An 18,798-nucleotide genomic window follows, 5' to 3' on the forward strand; every position below is an offset into this window, starting at 1 on the left:
AGTATGCCTATTCAATTACGCGTCTGAATGGAGGCAGCGCGTCCAGTAATGATTTGCCGTAGCGTTTGCTCACAAGCCGTCGGTCCAGAATCGTGATGCGGCCATAATCCTGCTCTTTTCGAAGTAATCTACCACAACTTTGAACAAGTTTGCGTGATGCATCGGGTATCGTAAGCTGCAGAAAGGGATTACCTCCTTTTATTTTAATATATTCGGCGTGCGCCTGCTCAACCGGTGAGGTCGGCACGGCGAAGGGAAGCTTTGTGATAATCAAGTTTGTCAGGTACTCACCCGGCAGGTCGAGCCCCTCAGAGAAACTGCCGGTCCCGAAAATAATGCTGGGCAGGTTTTCATCACAACGCTTTTTATGCTTGGTCAATATCTCCTGCCGGGAAGCTGTTCCCTGTAGCTGTAAGCCGGTTTTTATTTTGCTTTCAACAAGGTCTGCGACCTTTTCCATCTGCCAGTATGAGGCAAAGAGTACCAGAGTTGCCTGCTCCCCTTCGATTAAGGCAAGAATCTGCTGTGCAAGCTCATCCGTATAACTATCATCGGTAGGTTCAGTTTTCATTTGAGGCAGAAAGAGTGTTGCGTTCTGTTCAAAATCGAAGGGTGAGTCTAATGCCAGGTAACGGCTGCCATCATCGATAGAGAGGCCAACCTGGCGGGTAAAGTGGTTAAAGTTGTTTAGGGCCCGTAACGTCGCGCTGCAAAGTACGACTCCGGCGGCTTTGTCCCAGAGTAATTTTTCAAGCATATAGCCAACTTCAATGGGAGAGGCATTAAACAGGTAATCGGTTTGCTTACCGGTGATGAGTTCAATCCAGCGGGCCATAGGTGCCCCATTAGGACTATCCTCTTTAGCCATCATTTTCCAAAGTTTCTGCAGGTTTTCCAGCCTTTGAAGCATAAAACCGGTTTCGCTTAACAGTTGCTCAGACTGATGTTTAGGTATGTCGCCATCTTTAATGGCTTCACCAAGCAATACCTGCATCTTATTGAACTGTTTCAATGCTGTTGTTGAGGCCGTAGCCAGATTTTCGGCCTGTAGCATCATGGCTTGGGGTAACTTACCGTGTTCGAAGCGGAAGCGGTTTTCCGGGTTATCGAAACGTTTTGCCTGGGAATCACAAAACTGGGCTATCTGATTCAGTAAGCCGGTTAGATCGGCAATATGGTCATGCATCGCCTGCGCAGGCGCAATGATATGGTTACTCTTTATCTGGTTCTGCAGCTTGCTGCTGGTCTTGCCAACCTTTTCCAGCCAATCGATGGCTCCTCTTAAGGTCGACTGAGCGCTGGAGAAGTCCCTGGCAACTTTAGGCAGGTGATGTGCTTCGTCGATAATATAGTAAAGCTCTTCCGGATCGGGAAGAATGACGCCTCCCCCTAGCTCCAGATCGGCAAAGAGCAGGCTGTGGTTGGCGATCAAAACATCCCAGTTGTCTATATCTTCTCTGGCTTTATGGAAGGGACAGTTGCGATGGCTGGCTAATTGACGGTGGCAGCTATGTTTATCGCAGGCAATCTGTTGCCATAGGTGATCGGGAAGTTGTGTGGTTAGAGTGTCGCGCTCACCGTTCCATCTCCCCTCGTGATAGTCTTTCAATAGGGCTTCGAGTTGCTTGACCTGACTGTTGTCGGGCTTGGTCTGCCACATCGCCATCTGCGTGCCGTTGTCACTACCGACGAGCAACTCAAGTTTAGAGAGACAGACATATCTCTGACGTCCCTTAACGAGTCCAAAGGAGAAGTCCAGCTCAGACTGGGCAAGAAAGAAGGGAAGATCTTTGTGCAGCAGTTGCTCCTGTAGTGCGACGGTTGCGGTGGCAATACAGACCTTCTTCTTACTGGCTAAGGCGAGTGGAATCGAACCTAAAATATAGGCTAACGATTTGCCGATTCCCGTACCGGCTTCGACGACTATGATGCGCCTGTGTTTATCATACTCACCGGCGAGGGTCTTAGATATCTCTGCTACGATATAGTTTTGTTCCCTTCGGGAGCGGAAATTAGGTAACGCCGAGGCGATACCTTTATATATGGTGCGAATTTGAGTTTTTACGTCAGCAGATAACATGCGCATACTAAGAGAGAAATAGAGCTGTACATAATAACAGTGATTGCATAGCCTTAACTACAAATATTTAGATTATTACGTAATAGACGAGCCGATCTGTCACCCCTGTTGTGCCTGACGCTTAACCGTGAATCATCTGAAACAGTAATAACTGTTTTAACTTAATGGCTTACAACGTAATGTCTTGCACTTCACTCGGGAAATGGTTTTTTTCAGATCAAAAATAAAGAGTTGATTTACTGTTATGAATAAAGAGGTGTTGCCCGCTGGCGTATTGAAGGGACGGGTATTATCACGGGAGATAAGTCAGGACTCAGGTTCGCTATGTTTGCACTATTATCTCAAGACTGACAATGGACCTGTTCTGGTGAGGGTTCCCCAAGCTGAATTTATCTGCTTCTGTTCCACGGTTAATCTGCAGCAACTACTTTCGATACCCGCTATCGGTGTTGTGAGAACCAAGTCGCTGAGTTTACAGAATTTCGACTCTGAGAATGTAACTGCCATCTATTGTCAATCCCGGCAAGGCTTCAGGCACCTTACCAAGGGGGCCATAGATCTGGGGATCTCACTTTTTGAGGCTGAAATAAGGCCTGAGAGTCGTTATCTCATCGAGCGTTTTATCGCCCTGGATGCCGAATTTATGGGAGAGTTCTCTTCTTCAAGCTCTCGGTTAAACCTTCCGGTATTTACCGCAACCCGTGCAAGAAGGTGCTCTGTTGAGATTAAGCTGACCTCCATATCACTGGATTTCGAGTGCAGTTTCGATGGTGAGCTCTATTCGGTAGGCCTCTATGGCCGCAATGAGGCAGGTGAAAACTATGAGAAAGTGATAATGGTAGGTAGAGAAGATGACGTCGCTTTCTATGTTCGTCAGGGGGAACAGAGCGGCGCGGCCGGTTATATAGAGTGGGTAAGGGATGAAAAAGCACTGATCCATGCCTTGATAGAGTGGTTTGCCCGCTACGACCCCGATCTCATCATTGGGTGGGCTGTCGTGACTTTCGATCTCGCACTCCTGTATCGACGAGCTAAGCAACATGGTATTGCGCTCACAATTGGTCGGGGAGGAGGCGTGCTTGGCTGGAAGGTTGAAGGTAAGTTCAGGCCTGAAACTCTTTACCTTCCCGGCAGGGTAGTGCTGGATGGTATAGATTGGCTCAAGGCTGCCTTTTATCGTTTCGATAGTTTCTCATTAGAGTCTGTAAGCCGTGCACTATTGGGCCGAGGTAAGGCGATCGACAGTGTAGAGAACAGAGCGGGGGAGATCACAGAACTCTTTCATAACGATAAGCTGGCTTTGGCCCAATATAACCTCAATGATTGTCGTTTGGTTTGGGACATTTTTGAAAAGACTCAGTTGTTCGCCTTTGCCACGGAGCGCTCCAGGCTCACAGGTCTGGAGTTGGGCAGGGTGGGCGGCTCTGTTGCGGCGTTTAATAACCTCTATCTTCCCCACCTGCACAGGGCTGGATATGTCGCGCCAGCTATGGCCGTAGGTCAGGGGCTGGAGAGTCCGGGTGGCTATGTTATGGATTCAATTCCGGGCCTGTACAGGGATATTCTGGTGCTGGATTTCAAGAGCCTGTACCCCTCGATTATCCGGACTTTCCTGATTGACCCCAAAGGATTAATCGAAGGGCTGTCGCTTCCCGATTCTGAAACGGTTGATGGCTTTATCGGTGCTAAGTTCAGTCGGCAGGCTCCTATCTTGCCACAGCTGATAAAAACTTTGGCTGAGCACAGGGAGGAGGCCAAAGCCGAAAATAATGCGCCACTTTCACAGGCGATAAAAATCATTATGAACTCTCTGTATGGTGTACTCGGTTCGAAAGGCTGCGTGTTTCATGATGCTCGTTTGGCGAGCTCTATCACCCTCAGAGGGCATCAGATAATGAAGCAGACAAAAGTATGGATAGAGGAGTTGGGTTATCAGGTGATCTATGGTGATACCGACTCGACATTCGTCTGGTTAGGAGATAAACCGGCAGAAACAGATCCTGTGAAACTCGGCAATCAGTTGGTCGAAATGGTGAATAATAAGTGGGTAGAGAAGCTGAAAAAGGAGATGCAGCTCGATTGTTACCTTGAATTGGAGTTTGAGTCTCATTTTGAACAATTTTTTATGCCGACCCTAAGAGGCCGAAGCGAAGGCTCCAAGAAAAGGTATGTAGGGGCGTACAGGAAGGATGATGGAGAGCTTGAGATCGTTTTCAAGGGGATGGAGCAGGTTAGGAGTGATTGGAGTCCATTAGCGCGACGGATACAGCAGGAGCTCTATTTCAGGGTCTTTTCTAAATTGGATGTTGTAGGGTTTTTACGTAACGTTATCGATGAGTTGATGACGGGGAAGCTGGATGATGAGTTGGTTTTCAGCAAAAGGTTACGCAGGGACATTAAAGATTACACCGCAAAGTCGTCGCCACATGTCAAGGCTGCCCAAAAAATGTGTGAGCTTTCCAAGGATACCCGCTATTCAAAGAGAGGCACCAGAGTCGATTATTTGATGACAATTAACGGTGCCGAGCCGGTTAAGTTTCGAAGGTCCGCGATAGATTACGAATATTACCTGAATCGGCAATTGCTACCCATATCTGATCCGATACTTACAGTTTTGAAATTAAATTTCGGTAATATTGCATCCAATCAGTTGTCGTTAATTTAATAAGGTACTTCTTAATTTCATGTTTCACGGTTGTTAATTTATGGTGTTAACCCTGCTGCTAAAGCGTTTTAAAGGTGTTTTTGCTGTCAAAAGGCTGGTTTTTTGTGACATTCCTCTTTGAGTGATTACTAATATTTTGTTAGTCTCAATTGCAATCAGGAAGAAATAAAACAACGGAATGGCACAAAATAGAATCAAGCAGACTGAAAAACATTAAGGTTAGACATCACATGAAAAAGACTCTAGTAGCATCCGCATTAGCAGCCGTAATATTTGTACCTTCGGTTTCGGCAATCGAGATCTATAAAGACGATAAGAATGCCGTAGAGATCGGTGGTTTTATTGATGCGCGCGTTATCAATACTCAAGGTGCTACAGAAGTGGTAAACGGTGCATCTCGCATCAACTTTGGTTTCACCCGCCAAATGAGTGATGGATGGAAGGCATTCACTAAGCTGGAGTGGAGTGTAAACCCATTCGGTAACAGTGAAATCAACTACAACAATGACAGCAGTGTTTTTTCTTCTGACAGTGATGAGTTTATTCATAACCGTTTAGGTTATGTTGGTCTGGGTCATGATACATACGGTTCACTTACTATAGGTAAGCAGTGGGGCGCTTGGTATGATGTCGTTTACAGCACTAACTACGGTTTCGTATGGGATGGTAATGCTGCTGGTGTTTACACATATAATAAAGCCGATGGTGCGATCAATGGTGTAGGTCGTGGTGACAATACCGTTCAGTACCGTAATGCCTTCGGTGATTTCAGTTTCGCAATTCAGGCTCAGTTGAAGCAAGATAGCTTCGAAATTGATGAATTGGTACCAAGCACCGGTCCTTTCCAGGCTACTGAACAAAACTTTATGGTCTCTGGTGGCCTGACAGGAACAGATGCCAAGAGTGTTACAACAGTTGAGTACAACAATACTTATGGCGCTGCTGTTACTTATGATGCGACCGATCTGCTTACATTGACAGCCGGTTTCAACCTGGGCGAGTTTGAAGCAACGACGTCACAAGGTCAAAAGTTCACCGAAACTGACTATATCTATGGTGTCGGAATAACATGGGGTGGCTTCGATAATGACGGTTTCTACGCCGCGGCCAACTTCAACAAGAACGAGTATCATGATACCGATAATATCGGTCGCATGATCCCTGAAGCTTATGGTGTAGAAACCTTGGTTTCTTATAAGCTGGAGAACGGAATCCGTCCATTCGTTTCATATAACATTCTTGAAGCCGGCGATGCATATGAAGCTATGTATGGCGGAGACGTGTTCAAACGTCAGTTTGTTGTAGCGGGTATCCACTATGTTTGGGACGCAAACACAGTGCTGTATATCGAAGGTCGTAAAGACTTCAGTGACTTCAGCGGTAGTGAAGAAGCTGCTATGTCTATCTCAGAAGATGACGGTGTTGCTATCGGAATCAGATATACGTTATAAGATCAGTTTCTTAAATAGTATAAAAAACGCCCTATACGGGCGTTTTTTATTGCCTGTAAAATAAACTGACTTCCTTACATAGTTAATGTCTGAAGTCCAGTGATTGCTCAAGGGGGGAGCATAACTTGTGTGAACTTACGATAACCTGGAGGTTTGTAGCATTTATTGATGAGCAGAACACTGTTATTTATCTTTAAATCAATGGGTTCTTAAGGAAGTGTCTCATCGGTGAATACATCTGCAGGTGTAACTTAATGTTTACAGTTATGGGGCGTCGATACAATAAATACATAACTACTTAATTATCATTCTGTTATATATGTTTGCATATCCATGTAGCAAATTGGTTCAACTTGCACTCTATCTAATTTTATCTATCAAGCCGTACAAAACTGCAACCTTTTGTTTTTATTGCTGTTGTTATATCTCTTTCACCTTCTTCTGCGATCTTCCCTGTAGCAACTATCGCAATCTCCCCAAAATTTGATATTTAAATCTCTCTATAAAATTCAGATTTTTACGACTCGCTGTATACAAAATAGTCGAACAGATATCACTCCTGTAAAAAAAACTTTGAGAATGTTGATTAAATGTTTCATGTATGGTTCTATTTGTTTGCGAATGTACTCAGGTGTAACGATTTATGTTCATTTGGATACATCTCATAATATAAAAAAAAATAGAGTCCAGGGAGAAACAACATGTATAAGAACAGCTTACTAGCTAATTCAGTGCGTTTTGCACTAATTGGTGGCGCTGCAGCAACAGCTTTTGCAGCACCTACAGTATTTGCTGCTGATGAAGAATCAGCTGATAAAGTAGAACGAATTGAAGTAACTGGTTCACGTATTAAGCGTAGTGACCTTGAAGGTGCTTCTCCTGTAACAACCATTACTGCCGACGATATGAAGGTTGAAGGTAACTTTACCGTAGCCGATGCGCTTCGTAACAGTAACCTTAACTCTTTCGGTTCTTTCTCTGAGCGTTCTGGTAGTTCAGCTCAGTCTCAAGCAACCATTAACCTGCGTGGTGCCGGTTCTTCACGTACTCTGGTATTGATCGATGGTAAGCGTTTCCCTGGTTCACCAACTCTTGGTGGTGCATCGGCAAACCTTAACGCTATCCCAATGGCAGCTGTTGAGCGTATCGAAATCCTGACCGATGGTGCGTCTTCTACTTACGGTTCTGACGCGATTGCTGGTGTTGTTAACATCATCATGAAGAAGAACTTCCAGGGTCTTGAGTTTAACGTTGGCGGCGGTAGCCGTGAGCAAGATGGCGGCCTGACAAGTAAAGAGTTCTCGGTTGTTGCCGGTTATGAAATGGATAAGGGTAACATCACATTTGCCTTCGATCACCAGGATCGTGAAGGTATCTCTGATGCCGCTCGTGATTACACTGCCGCTAAAATCAATGGCGACTACGACACTGCACAGGCATATGTAGACACTGATGGTTGGTCAATCTATGGTGCTACCGTAGCTGCTCCTGATTTCTCTGAAGCTCAAGCCTCTGCTCAGTGTGACGCATTAGTTGCAGAGTATGGTTCTGACGTATTCCGTAAAGTTAAGGCTGACGTCGATTGGGGCCCAGGTTCAACTTACTGTATGTATGCATACGGTAACGTATCTTATAACAAGGCATCGGTTGACCGTAACACTGTCTACGTTGATGCTAACTATGAAGTTGCTGAAGATGTTGAGTGGTTTGGCCGCATCATGTTCACCCAGAACAACTCATTCGGTCGTTATGCACCGCCAGCAGCGGCATGGAACAACATGTCAGCCGATAACCCACATAACCCATATGGCGAAGAGACTAAAGGTTACTTCCGTTGGGTTGATATCGGTACCCGTGACGGTAACGTTGAAGATTACAACCAGGATTACCTGACAGGTCTTCGCGGTACTATCAGTGCCTGGAATGATGCAGCTTGGGAATTCTACTACCACTACAACAAGGCCGATAACAAGTCTGTTGGTGAGTACTACTTAAGCTACTCAGGTCTTGCTTATAACGAAGCGAATGGAATCGATCTAGGTTCTGAAGCCGGCGTTAACAACATGAAGGCGACGACTCTGACTCAGGGCCGCGCAGAGTTCCACCAGTATAACGCTGGTATTAACTTCGACGCATTCGAACTACCAGGCGGTGAAGTCGCTCACTACTTCGGTATGGAGTACTTCGAGCAGGATTTCGCAGAGATCTATGATGCACAATCTGAAGCTGGTCTGATTGGTGGTAGTGCTGGTAACTCAGCGGCCGGTGGTCGTGAAGTTTGGGCTGCATTCTATGAAGCGGCATTGCCAATTGTCGATGACGTAGAGCTTAACATCGCGGCTCGTTACGATGACTACAGCGATTTCGGTGATAACCTTTCACCTAAGGCTTCTGTCCGTTGGCAGGCACTCGATAATATCGTTGTACGTGCATCATACTCAGAGGCGTTCCGTGCACCGGCACTGGATCAGCTTTATGCAGCGACAACTTTCAGTGCTGACTCAGGTATCGATAACCCATACTGTCAGTCTAATGGCATCGCAGACTGTCCGACTAAGCAGTATGATACCTACATCAGTGCAAACGCTGACCTAGGTCCTGAAACTTCTGAGTACATCAACTTAGGTGTTGCATGGGATGTGTTTGATAACTTCGGCGTTAAAGTCGATTACTTCGACCTGAATATCGATAACGTAATCAGCCGTCGTACAATTACTAACGTGATGGAAGGTATCGCTTCAGGTAAGCTTGAAACAACTGATACTTTCTATGTTGACCGTGCTCCTGGTGTCGATGGCAAGCTAGGTAAGGCGCTAGAAGTTGGTACCGGTTACGGTAATGGCGATAAGCTGCAGATCAAGGGTATCGACGTTGGCTTGAATGCGAACTTCGAAACTGAAATCGGTGATTTCGGTGTCAACTGGAGCAACAGTTTCGTTCTTGACTATACAGAAGAAGTTGAAGGTGGTGCAGCGGCTCAAGATACAGCCGGTTGGGCTGGTCAGCCAGACTATAAGTCAGTATTTACTACGACTTATACAATGAACGACCACCGTCTGTCTTGGAACATGAACTACACATCTAGCACTTATGAAACTTCTGAAAAGAACGATGCTGGTATTCTTGTTCCTGATGGAGAGCTGGATTCATGGTTAATCCATAACATCAGCTACACCTATGATATGGGTAACTTCGGAATGGTTATGCTGGCGGTTAACAACTTAACTGACGAAGATCCAGTACTATCTTCAGACGGTAAGTTCGAAGATCCAGATCTGTATAACAACTATGGTCGTGAGTTCCGTGCGAACTACACAATCAGATTCTAAGAGCTAAGTTCTTAAAAAAATAATGAAAAAGACCCGAAAGGGTCTTTTTTTTTACTGCATTTCTGTATTATCTTCAAATAATTACAATAGCGAGAGTGAGTAGTATGAACAGCCATTGGAGCGATTATTGGGAACAAGGGCATCTGACCTCTTTTGGTGAGAGCTTTACCGGTAACTATACCGGGGTGTTAAATAAATTATGGACACCTCACTTCGCCGAGTTAAAAGATGATTTTAAGGTACTGGATCTCGCGACCGGTAACGGTGCCTTACCTTTGATGGTAAGCGACGCTATAAAAAACGGGAAAAAGAGAGGTGAGGTGATAGGTGTCGATCTGGCAAATATCAAGACCGATATCGACTCACACAATTTGGCTGAAAACCTCAGTGTTCAATTGATCTCCAATATCGACTGTATCGATCTTCCTTTCGACAATGAGCATTTTTCTCTGGTGATCTCTCAATATGGTATCGAGTATGCCGACCTTAACAAAGCACTTCCCGAGGCATTAAGAGTGCTTGAGACTAACGGGCGACTCGCACTGGTGATGCACCATGAGAACTCGCTGATTCTCAACAGAAACCGTCGAATACTGTCGATTGTGAAGTCTGATGAGGCACAAGAGATATTCAAACTGCTTAACGGTATCGTTGAGAAGATGGGAGAGGTAAAGAGTAAGCAGGATCTGGATAGAGCTAAGCAGGATCAGAGTTGCGAGGCGCTAAGAAAACAGCTTAATGCCTCGATCGGTGTGCTGGTTAACAGAGATGAGTCGGCACTTAAAGACTCTGAATTATTGAATTATGTCGCGACCCTGTTTCAGACAGGATTATTCTGGAGTCTGGAGAAGAAAAAAAACTATATTAGATTCGCAACAGAGCAGATAAAAACCTTGGATATAAGATTATCTGAACTGATCGATGCAGCACAATCTGAAGCGTCACTCGCAGAGTTGATAAAACTGATCCCACAGCACAGCGCTTCACTGGAGCGGCTTTCAACGGTCGTCGATGAAAACAGTGACACCTTGGGTTGGAATCTATTGATTAATAAAAAATAGTTACTAAATGATAAACAACATCATTCACTTGGTTGGTTAAATTTTGTCTTTGGCGCAGATCTACTTTTACAGCAATGCGTGATCTGCGGCCAATTTCCCAGATCACCGCTTGTGAGTTTGATGTAAAACGTTTAATTAGCGCGATTTCGACAATAAATCTTCTTAATTAGCCCTGTAAATGTATACTGGTATAACCAGCTTTTGTTAATTAAGTGTTAAATTGTTGAGTGGGGTGTTAACATCTTAAAAGCCTTTAAAAACATATGATAAGGTGGTATTTGACGTTTTTTTTATTACTCCATTGTTAATGTAAATTTTACTTACTTGTCTAAAAAACTCCCTTTTGCTTCTTTTCCATCCTTTAAGCTCGGTTTCTGATAGTTTTAGACCGCTTCAATTGTTGACACAGGTCAACATTTTGTGAAATGATGCCAGCGGTGCTACGCCTTCGTCGGCGTAGAAAAATAAGATAATAATTAACAATCACAAGAGAAAGACATACTTATAGACTGGAGATTCCTGCAAAAATAAGCAGAACTCCATGTTGTTAATAAGTTAAACCTTTTTAATTTTACTTCAAATTGGTTGGGAACTATGTCCAAGGTAAGCAATAAAACAAAAATCGCTACAGCGCTCGTAGGCGCATTAGCCTTAGCAGGCTCTAACTTAGTGATTGCCGATCCACTTTCTGACGTTCAGAAGGCTGACAGCAAAATTCACGCTGAAGCAGCAGCATCCCAAAAGAAAGTCGATAAGTACTTTGACCAAGCTCAGGACATGGTGTTCGAGTATGGTTCAGTTGCAGATGAGCGTGAATCACTAAAATCTTATAATGATTACGTAGCAGGTCTGGTTGCAGACCAGGAAGCTACAATGAAATCAATTCAAGATGACATCAATGGCGTTGACGCTCTACGTCAAGGTGTTGTTCCTCTGATGTTCAAGATGGTTGATGCACTGGAGCAGTTTGTTGCTCTGGATCTTCCTTTCAACACTGAAACACGTGTTGAGCGTGTTGAGAACCTGAAGAAACTACTGAACAGCGCAGAGGTTACTCTGGCTGAGAAGTACCGCCTTATTCTTGATGCTTACAGCATCGAGCGTGAATACGGCAGCTTCGTTGCAGTTAAAACCGGTAAGCTGGAACTAGACGGTAAAGAGGTCCTTGTAGACTTCTTCAACCTGGGTCGAGTTGCACTTTATGCTCAAAGCTTGGACGGCAAGTCTGGCTGGATGTATAACGATGAAACTAAAGTGTGGGATAAGCTGGAAGATAGCTACCTACGTGAACTGACTAAAGGTATTCGTATTGCACGTAAACAGGGTGCACCGGATCTATTCTCGTTACCAATTCCTGCTGCGGAGGCTGCACAATAATGAAGAAGTTACTTACTACAGCGATCGTTGCTGCAACCCTGTCATTATCTTCAGGTATTGCTAGCGCAGCTGATGCACCTAAGTCTATCGACCAGCTTCTTAAGCAGGTTCAAACAGATCGTGCCAACGCTTCTAAAATCAACAAGAAGCGTGAGCAAGAGTTTAAGAATGAGCGTGGCGATAAGGCTGCACTTCTTAAGCGTGAAAAAAATGCTCTGGCTGCTGAAAGACAACGTGGTAAAGATCTAAACCAGGCGTTTTTGGATAACGAGCGTAAAATCGGTCAGTTAGAAGAAGATCTGAAAACAGCTCAGGGTGACCTGGGTGAGATGTTTGGTGTTGTTAAAGGTGATGCGGGTGACTTCGCCGGTAAGCTGGCGGGTTCTAACATCTCTGCACAGTACCCGGGCCGTGATGTATTCATCGCCGACCTAGGTGCACGTAAGCAGCTACCAAAAATCGACGAGCTGGAGCGTTTCTGGGAAGAGCAGCTGTTTGAGATGGCTGAGTCTGGCAAAGTCGTTAAATTTGAAGGCGCAGTGACTGACATCGATGGCAGTGTTCGTAACACAACCATTACTCGTGTTGGTACATTCAACCTGTTGGCAGATGGCCAGTACGTTGTTTATAACGCTGACCTTGGCTTAGTTCAGGAGCTTTCACAGCAGCCTGACAGCTATCAGACAAAGCCTGTTGCTCCATTCGAAGCTACAACTTCTGGTGCGGCTAAGCTTTATATCGACCCGGTTAAAGGTGTTCTACTTAACATCTTTACACAGAAAGCGACTATCGAAGAGCGTATCGAAGCTGGTGGAACCATCGGTTACATCATTATCGGTCTACTCGTTCTTGGTGCGTTAATCTCTATCGAGCGTCTAATCACACTTTATGTTGTTGGTGCTAAGGTTAATGGACAGCGTAAAGATCTTGAAAACCCAGGTAACAACCCACTGGGTCGTGTACTACAGGCTTACCAGGATAACAAAGACGTTGACGTTGAGACCCTTGAGCTGAAGCTTGATGAAGCGATTCTGAAAGAGACACCGGCTCTTGAAACGCGTATCTCAATTATCAAGGTTCTGGCTGCTATTGCACCTATGATGGGTCTGCTTGGTACCGTAACCGGTATGATTGCAACCTTCCAGAGCATTCAGTTGTTCGGTACAGGTGATCCTAAGCTAATGGCTGGTGGTATCTCTATGGCACTTATGACTACCGTACAGGGTCTGGTTGCCGCACTACCGCTAATGCTTATGCACGCAGTTGTAATCGCACGTAGCAAGTCTGTTGTTCAAGTTCTAGAAGAGCAAAGTGCAGGAATTGTTGCTTCACACGCTGAGAAGAGGAAAGCCTAATGATGCTATACCTGATGGACATCTGGGATTCCGTCAGGGGCTTCATGGCCTCCGGAGGCGACGTCCTCTGGCTTGTAGCGGCAGTGTTGTTTGTCATGTGGGTATTGATGCTTGAGCGTTACTGGTATCTGAATTGGGTATCACCAAAAGAGCACAAAGCAATCATTAGCGCATGGGAAGCGAGAGAGGATTCAACCTCTTGGTACGCACACCGCATCCGTGAAGCTTGGGTATCCCAAGCGAAGCAAGATTTAACGGCACGTATGCTGCTTATCAAAACCTTAGTTGCAATCTGTCCTATGATAGGTCTACTGGGTACCGTAACCGGAATGATATCAGTATTCGATGTGATGGCAGTTCATGGCACGAGTAACGCTCGTATGATGGCAGCTGGTATTTCAATGGCAACCATGCCAACGATGGCAGGTATGGTAGCGGCGTTATCGGGAGTATTCTTCAGTACTCGTCTTGACGCAAAAATGAAAATCAGCTTAGAAAAGCTAAAAGACAGCCTGCCGCACCACTAGAGAGAGATTGAATATGGCACGTAGAAAGCATTCTAGCGTAGAAGAGGAAGCAGAGATTGATATGACACCGATGCTCGACATCGTGTTTATCATGCTTATTTTCTTCATTGTAACAACATCGTTTGTTAAACCATCGGGTCTTGACTATAACAAGCCTGAAGCGTCTCAAGCGACTAAGAAGCCTTCAGCGAACATCTTTATTGGTGTGAGCAAGACAGGCATTATCATGATGGAAAATCGTCAGGTTGATATCGAGCGTGTAACTGCAAACGTTGAGCGTATGCTTGCAGAAGCACCTGAAGCTGCAGTACTTATTCAGGCCGACCAGGAAGCTAAACATGGCTTAGTGGTTAAGGTATTGGATAACGTTAAAGCGGCGGGTATCGATAAGATTTCTGTATCGGCGGGGAACGAATAATATGCTGAGAGGAATAGTATCATTAATTATTGGTGGTGCTGTGACTTTTGCTTTGTTTGTTTTCATGGCGTTTTTGGTAGGTGGCGGTCCAACCCGCCACGATGCCTCGACAGAAACACCTGTCATTGAAATTACCATGAACAAAGATGATGCATCAGCACAGAAAAAACCAAGGGTAAAGCCGAAGCCGCCTACGCCGCCGGAGCAACCCCCTAAGCCGGATACTACTCCGCCAGACAGTTCATCTGATGTAGATATGAACATGTCGTTTAACATGGGTGGAGTTGAAGCGGGTAGCGCAAATACCGGTTTCAAACTGGGCAACATGATGACACGTGATGGTGATGCAACACCTATCGTACGAATCGAGCCTCAGTATCCGATAGCGGCTGCACGTGACGGTAAAGAGGGTTGGGTACAACTTAGCTTTACAATTAATGAACTTGGTGGCGTAGAAGATATCAAGATCATTAAGGCTGAACCTAAGCGTTTGTTCAACAAAGAAGCTAAACGCGCACTTAAAAAGTGGAAGTACAAGCCGAAGATCGTTGACGGTAAAGCATTAAAGCAACCTGGTATGTCAGTACAACTTGACTTCACCCTGGATAAAGGAGGCAGATAACGATGCGTAAAGTTAGTTTTAAATCGACTAGTATAGCAGCGGCCTTACTGCTCTCTTTAGGTGGAAGTTTAGCTCTGGTTCCAGCAGTAAATGCTGCCGAGAAGTGTGAAATCGATAAGCGACAGTCGAAGGCTGTCGGCCAAGCTTCTGCCAAGAAAGTACAAAAGTCTTTCAAAGCATATCAAGAGGGTGATATCGACGGCGCTATCGCTGTACTGCTTGAAGCCAGTCCGAGACATGACTTCGATAAAGCGTATATTGCCCGTATGTTGGGTAACTTCTACGCCGAGAAGTCACAGATGGGAACGGCGGTTAAGTATCTAAAGACAGCTGTCGATTACGATATCTTAGGTGGTACGGATCACGCGGCAACATTGCGTTTGTATGCCGATCTCCTGTTACAAGAGAAGAAGTTCAAAGAAGCTATCCCTTATTACTACAGATGGATGGAGTTTACCTGTAAAGAGGAAGCTCAGATCTATCGTCGTATTGGTATCGCTTACTCTGAACAGAAAAACTGGGATAAGGTACTTGAGGTTGCAGATAAGGGCTTAGCCATCAGTGACAAACCCGATAAAGGTTTGTACCAGATGAAGCTAACGGCTTACTTCAATCAGAAGAAGTATCCTGAAGCAGTTAAAGTGCTTGAGACTATGGTACCGCTTTTCCAGGACGATAAACGTCTGTGGGTTCAGCTGGCTCAGTTCTATCTGATGACTGAAAAGTATACCAAGTCGTTAGCCACCTATGACTTAGCGTATAAGAATGGCTTCTTAGAGACTGCGGGTAACATCACTCGTTTGAGTCAGTTGCTTGCACAGAATGGCTCGCCATACCGTGCAGCAAAGATCTATGAAAAGCATATGAAATCGGGTCTGATAAAAGAGGAAGAGAAGACTCTTGCTATTCTGGCTGGTTTCTATCATACGGCTAAAGAGTTGAAAGAAGCCGCGTTATACTATGGCAAGGCTGCCGAGGCCGGTAACAATGGTAAGTACTATCTGCGTCAGGGCCGTATCTTAGCACTGGATGGTAAGTCTAAGGCTGCCGTACCGGTACTTAAGAAGGCATTGGATGCCGGTATTGACCACCCCGGTGAGGCTCAATTTGAATTGGCTCTGGCCTATCTTAATCTGAAGCAATATAAGTCAGCGTATAAGCGTTGTAACTTAGCGATTAAAGATGAGAAGACAGCCCGTTCAGCTAAAGGCTACATCTCTTATATTAAAGAGAAGGCTCGTATCCACAACGTAACCTTGTAGATTCGTTCTATTGAAAAGGCCCCTCTGGGGCCTTTTTTTTTGAATTCTTACATGAAGCTTGATGATTCACTGAAGGTGGCGCAGTTCTACGTTCTTGCTTTTCTTTTGGCCCAACTCATAAGTTAAGCTCTCGACATCTTTGAAAATACTTTCGATGCTCAGGTCTTGCTCTGGGGTGCATATGCAGCCGGCGAGTTCATAATCCACGTGACTCGTGTGTTGCTTGGCATATTCAAGGTTAAACTGTTTAATCTTCTCCTCAATTCGTTCCAACACGATCTGAGTGCCGGTTTCGTCTATGTTGAATAAACCTAATGCAAAGCTGTTATTGTTGAGCCTGGCTACAAGATCTGTTGTTCTAAGTATGGCTTCCTGCACCTGTTTCATAAAAAATTCGAGCAGATGAGGTTGCTTAACTGTTTCATGTATGTGCGGGCAAAGATACAATAACGCCAAACTTTGGTTATCTCTTATATGGCGATGCCACTCACGGTTAAAGACCTCCATGAAGTAGGTCTGATTGTAGACACCGGTCTCAGGATCTCTGAAGCCTGAGTTACGAAAGGAATAGATCATTGGCTGACTCCTATCCCATTTACATATCTGTTAATGGGGGGCTAATCACACGATCAAGTAATATCAATTGCTATAAGTATAGAAAATAACAAGCATTTGCACAGAATAAGAGAGAGGGATTAAATGAAAAAAGCTTTACTTGCGGTATCAATCGGATTGGTGCTAGGGCTAACGGCTTGTTCAGATAGTAAAAAAGGAGCAGATAGTTCGGTCAGTACACGCGGCGAAAATAGTCAAACTTCTCAAGTTAAGCAGGCTCAACCGTCTAATAATGAAGCGGTCGAGCAGGCGTACCTGGCCCTCGTTGACGATTACTTTAAAGATTATCTCAAGCTGGAACCTATCTACGCGACGTTTGTTGGTGTCAATGACTACAATGACAAGTTTGGAGGGGACCTCACCGAAGCGTATCTCAAGGCTCGTCATGAGTTTAACTCAGGCTACCTTAAACGGGTCGAACAGATCGACAGAAGCCAGCTCTCTCCGGCTCTTCAGCTGAGCTATGATATGTTCAGCTATGATCGTAACCTTGCCTTAGTCAGCGAAACATTCCCGTCGCGTTTCATGCCGATGAACCAGTTTTACAGCACAGTGATCAGCATGGTGCAGCTGGGCAGTGGTGAGAGTGCGCAACCCTTCAACACGGTTGAAGACTATGATAACTGGGCATCGCGTCTGTCAGGTTTCATCAACTGGACCAAGCTTGCGCAAGAGAGAATGGATGAGGGGATAAAGAGTAAGGTCGTTCTGCCTCGTGTCCTGGTCGAACGCATCATTCCCCAGTTGGAGGCGCAGCTGGTTGAAAAGGCCAGTGACAGCCTCTTCTATGCACCGATTAATAAGCTACCGGAAAGCTTTACCCAGGCTGAAAGGGAGCAGGTCACGGCGAAGTACACTCAGCTAATCGCTGATGAACTTCTGCCTGCACTGGCGTCCCTGAAAACCTATTTTGCCACAACCTATCTGCCTGTCGCTCGAGCCAGTGACGGTTGGTGGGGGCTGCCAAATGGTAAGGTGTGGTATCAGCATCTGGCTAACTCCCACACGACAACGACTATGCCTGTCGATGAGATACATCAAATAGGCCTCGGCGAAGTCGCCCGTATTCTGTCTGAGATGGATAAGGTTCGTCAGCAGGTAAAATTTGAAGGTGATTTGAAGGCATTTTTCGCCTCATTGTCATCTGAGCCTCAGTATTTCTTCAACGAGCGTCAGGGCTTGATCGATGGCTATATGACGCTGAAAGATAAGATCAACGCAGAACTGCCTAACTACTTTAATGTCATGCCTAAGGCTGACTATGTGGTTAAGCCTGTAGAGAGCTTCCGTGAAAAATCCGCGGCAGGAGCATCTTACGAGTCGCCAGCGGTCGATGGTTCGCGTCCGGGTGTGTTCTACATCAACACATACAACCTAAAGGCTCAGCCTAAGTGGGGGATGACGACCCTATCACTACATGAGGCGGCACCGGGTCATCATTTCCAAATTGCCATCAAGCAGGAGCTTTCAGGCGTACCTGAGTTTCAGCGCTTTGGCGGTTACACCGCTTTCGAAGAGGGCTGGGCTCTCTATGCTGAGTACTTAGGTATCGAGATGGGCCTGTTCGAGGACCCTTATCAATACTTCGGTAAGCTATCAGATGAGATGTTGCGTGCCATGCGACTGGTGGTCGATACGGGTCTGCATGCTAAGGGCTGGACCCGTGAGCAGGCGATTCAATATATGAAAGATAACTCGCCAATGGCAGAGTCGGACATCATCGCCGAAGTGGAGCGCTACATGGCGATTCCGGGGCAGGCACTTTCATATAAGGTCGGCCAGTTAAAGATCTTATCATTAAGGGCAAAGGCCGAGAAAGCGCTGGGCGATAAGTTCGATCTCAAATCCTTCCATGATCAGATATTGACCTCTGGCTCTCTGCCTATGGCCGTGATGGAGATGAAGATAGATCACTGGATAGAAACTCAGAAATAATCGCGTATATCCTGATAACCCCGGACTATTGAACTTTAGTTCAGGTTATTCATATTAATGCTTTTTAAACCCGGCTAATGTTTTATACTAGCTGGGTTTAT

The 18,798-nt window shown here is 45.4% G+C and carries 13 protein-coding genes; 11 read left to right on the forward strand and 2 right to left on the reverse strand.

What is annotated here, in order from left to right; translation table 11 throughout:
* Positions 1-7: 7 nt before the first annotated feature.
* Positions 8-2,080: an ATP-dependent DNA helicase DinG gene (dinG, locus tag Q1B47_RS02565; protein WP_299788133.1), complete on the reverse strand. Its 2,073-nt coding sequence runs from the start codon at positions 2,078-2,080 to the stop codon at positions 8-10.
* Positions 2,081-2,324: 244 nt separating this feature from the next.
* On the opposite strand from dinG, the gene Q1B47_RS02570 reads away from it, so the two are divergent.
* From Q1B47_RS02570 to Q1B47_RS02615, 10 genes are all read left to right on the forward strand, one after another.
* Entirely contained in the window at positions 2,325-4,745 is a 2,421-nt protein-coding gene (locus tag Q1B47_RS02570) for a DNA polymerase II (RefSeq protein WP_299788136.1), read from the forward strand.
* A 230-nt stretch (positions 4,746-4,975) separates the two neighbouring features.
* Complete coding sequence (locus Q1B47_RS02575; RefSeq protein ID WP_299788139.1) at positions 4,976-6,196, forward strand: porin; 1,221 nt, start codon at positions 4,976-4,978, stop codon at positions 6,194-6,196.
* Between the two features lie 701 nt (positions 6,197-6,897).
* Entirely contained in the window at positions 6,898-9,525 is a 2,628-nt protein-coding gene (locus tag Q1B47_RS02580; RefSeq protein WP_299788142.1) for a TonB-dependent receptor, read from the forward strand.
* 104 nt (positions 9,526-9,629) lie between these two features.
* Complete coding sequence (locus tag Q1B47_RS02585; RefSeq protein WP_299788145.1) at positions 9,630-10,586, forward strand: class I SAM-dependent methyltransferase; 957 nt, start codon at positions 9,630-9,632, stop codon at positions 10,584-10,586.
* A 594-nt stretch (positions 10,587-11,180) separates the two neighbouring features.
* Entirely contained in the window at positions 11,181-11,963 is a 783-nt protein-coding gene (locus tag Q1B47_RS02590; RefSeq protein ID WP_299788148.1) for a DUF3450 domain-containing protein, read from the forward strand.
* Positions 11,963-13,318 carry a MotA/TolQ/ExbB proton channel family protein gene (locus Q1B47_RS02595; protein ID WP_299788151.1) on the forward strand — a complete coding sequence of 452 codons (1,356 nt, stop codon included), beginning with the start codon at positions 11,963-11,965 and terminating at the stop codon, positions 13,316-13,318. The genes Q1B47_RS02590 and Q1B47_RS02595 overlap by 1 nt, the downstream gene beginning before the upstream one ends.
* Entirely contained in the window at positions 13,318-13,845 is a 528-nt protein-coding gene (locus Q1B47_RS02600; RefSeq protein ID WP_299788154.1) for a MotA/TolQ/ExbB proton channel family protein, read from the forward strand. Before Q1B47_RS02595 ends, Q1B47_RS02600 begins: the two co-directional genes overlap by 1 nt.
* Before the next feature lie 13 nt (positions 13,846-13,858).
* The gene (locus Q1B47_RS02605) at positions 13,859-14,263 is read left to right on the forward strand and encodes a biopolymer transporter ExbD (protein WP_028768254.1); all 405 of its coding nucleotides are present in this window, start codon (positions 13,859-13,861) and stop codon (positions 14,261-14,263) included.
* A gap of 1 nt (position 14,264) precedes the next feature.
* Complete coding sequence (locus Q1B47_RS02610) at positions 14,265-14,885, forward strand: energy transducer TonB (RefSeq protein WP_299788159.1); 621 nt, start codon at positions 14,265-14,267, stop codon at positions 14,883-14,885.
* 2 nt (positions 14,886-14,887) lie between these two features.
* Complete coding sequence (locus tag Q1B47_RS02615) at positions 14,888-16,147, forward strand: tetratricopeptide repeat protein (RefSeq protein WP_299788162.1); 1,260 nt, start codon at positions 14,888-14,890, stop codon at positions 16,145-16,147.
* Between the two features lie 66 nt (positions 16,148-16,213).
* Here the strand turns inward: Q1B47_RS02615 and Q1B47_RS02620 are convergent, their stop codons facing one another.
* A complete protein-coding gene (locus Q1B47_RS02620; protein ID WP_299788165.1) occupies positions 16,214-16,723 on the reverse strand; it encodes a diguanylate cyclase in 510 nt (169 codons plus the stop codon).
* A 123-nt stretch (positions 16,724-16,846) separates the two neighbouring features.
* On the opposite strand from Q1B47_RS02620, the gene Q1B47_RS02625 reads away from it, so the two are divergent.
* On the forward strand, positions 16,847-18,697 hold the full coding sequence (locus tag Q1B47_RS02625; RefSeq protein WP_299788168.1) for a DUF885 family protein: 1,851 nt from the start codon (positions 16,847-16,849) through the stop codon (positions 18,695-18,697).
* Positions 18,698-18,798 lie beyond the last annotated feature (101 nt).

Origin of the sequence: uncultured Shewanella sp. (assembly GCF_947501225.1) — a bacterium.
In the GTDB taxonomy this organism is placed as follows: Bacteria; Pseudomonadota; Gammaproteobacteria; order Enterobacterales; family Shewanellaceae; genus Shewanella.

Bases quoted from the DNA above. Each gene is read 5' to 3' on its own strand.
- Q1B47_RS02605 (WP_028768254.1), top strand. From the start codon at position 13,859: ATGGCACGTAGAAAGCATTCTAGCGTAGAAGAGGAAGCAGAGATTGAT.
- Q1B47_RS02585 (WP_299788145.1), top strand. From the start codon at position 9,630: ATGAACAGCCATTGGAGCGATTATTGGGAACAAGGGCATCTGACCTCT.
- Q1B47_RS02590 (WP_299788148.1), top strand. From the start codon at position 11,181: ATGTCCAAGGTAAGCAATAAAACAAAAATCGCTACAGCGCTCGTAGGC.
- Q1B47_RS02615 (WP_299788162.1), top strand. From the start codon at position 14,888: ATGCGTAAAGTTAGTTTTAAATCGACTAGTATAGCAGCGGCCTTACTG.
- Q1B47_RS02575 (WP_299788139.1), top strand. From the start codon at position 4,976: ATGAAAAAGACTCTAGTAGCATCCGCATTAGCAGCCGTAATATTTGTA.
- dinG (WP_299788133.1), bottom strand. From the start codon at position 2,080: ATGTTATCTGCTGACGTAAAAACTCAAATTCGCACCATATATAAAGGT.
- Q1B47_RS02600 (WP_299788154.1), top strand. From the start codon at position 13,318: ATGATGCTATACCTGATGGACATCTGGGATTCCGTCAGGGGCTTCATG.
- Q1B47_RS02595 (WP_299788151.1), top strand. From the start codon at position 11,963: ATGAAGAAGTTACTTACTACAGCGATCGTTGCTGCAACCCTGTCATTA.
- Q1B47_RS02620 (WP_299788165.1), bottom strand. From the start codon at position 16,723: ATGATCTATTCCTTTCGTAACTCAGGCTTCAGAGATCCTGAGACCGGT.
- Q1B47_RS02610 (WP_299788159.1), top strand. From the start codon at position 14,265: ATGCTGAGAGGAATAGTATCATTAATTATTGGTGGTGCTGTGACTTTT.
- Q1B47_RS02570 (WP_299788136.1), top strand. From the start codon at position 2,325: ATGAATAAAGAGGTGTTGCCCGCTGGCGTATTGAAGGGACGGGTATTA.
- Q1B47_RS02625 (WP_299788168.1), top strand. From the start codon at position 16,847: ATGAAAAAAGCTTTACTTGCGGTATCAATCGGATTGGTGCTAGGGCTA.
- Q1B47_RS02580 (WP_299788142.1), top strand. From the start codon at position 6,898: ATGTATAAGAACAGCTTACTAGCTAATTCAGTGCGTTTTGCACTAATT.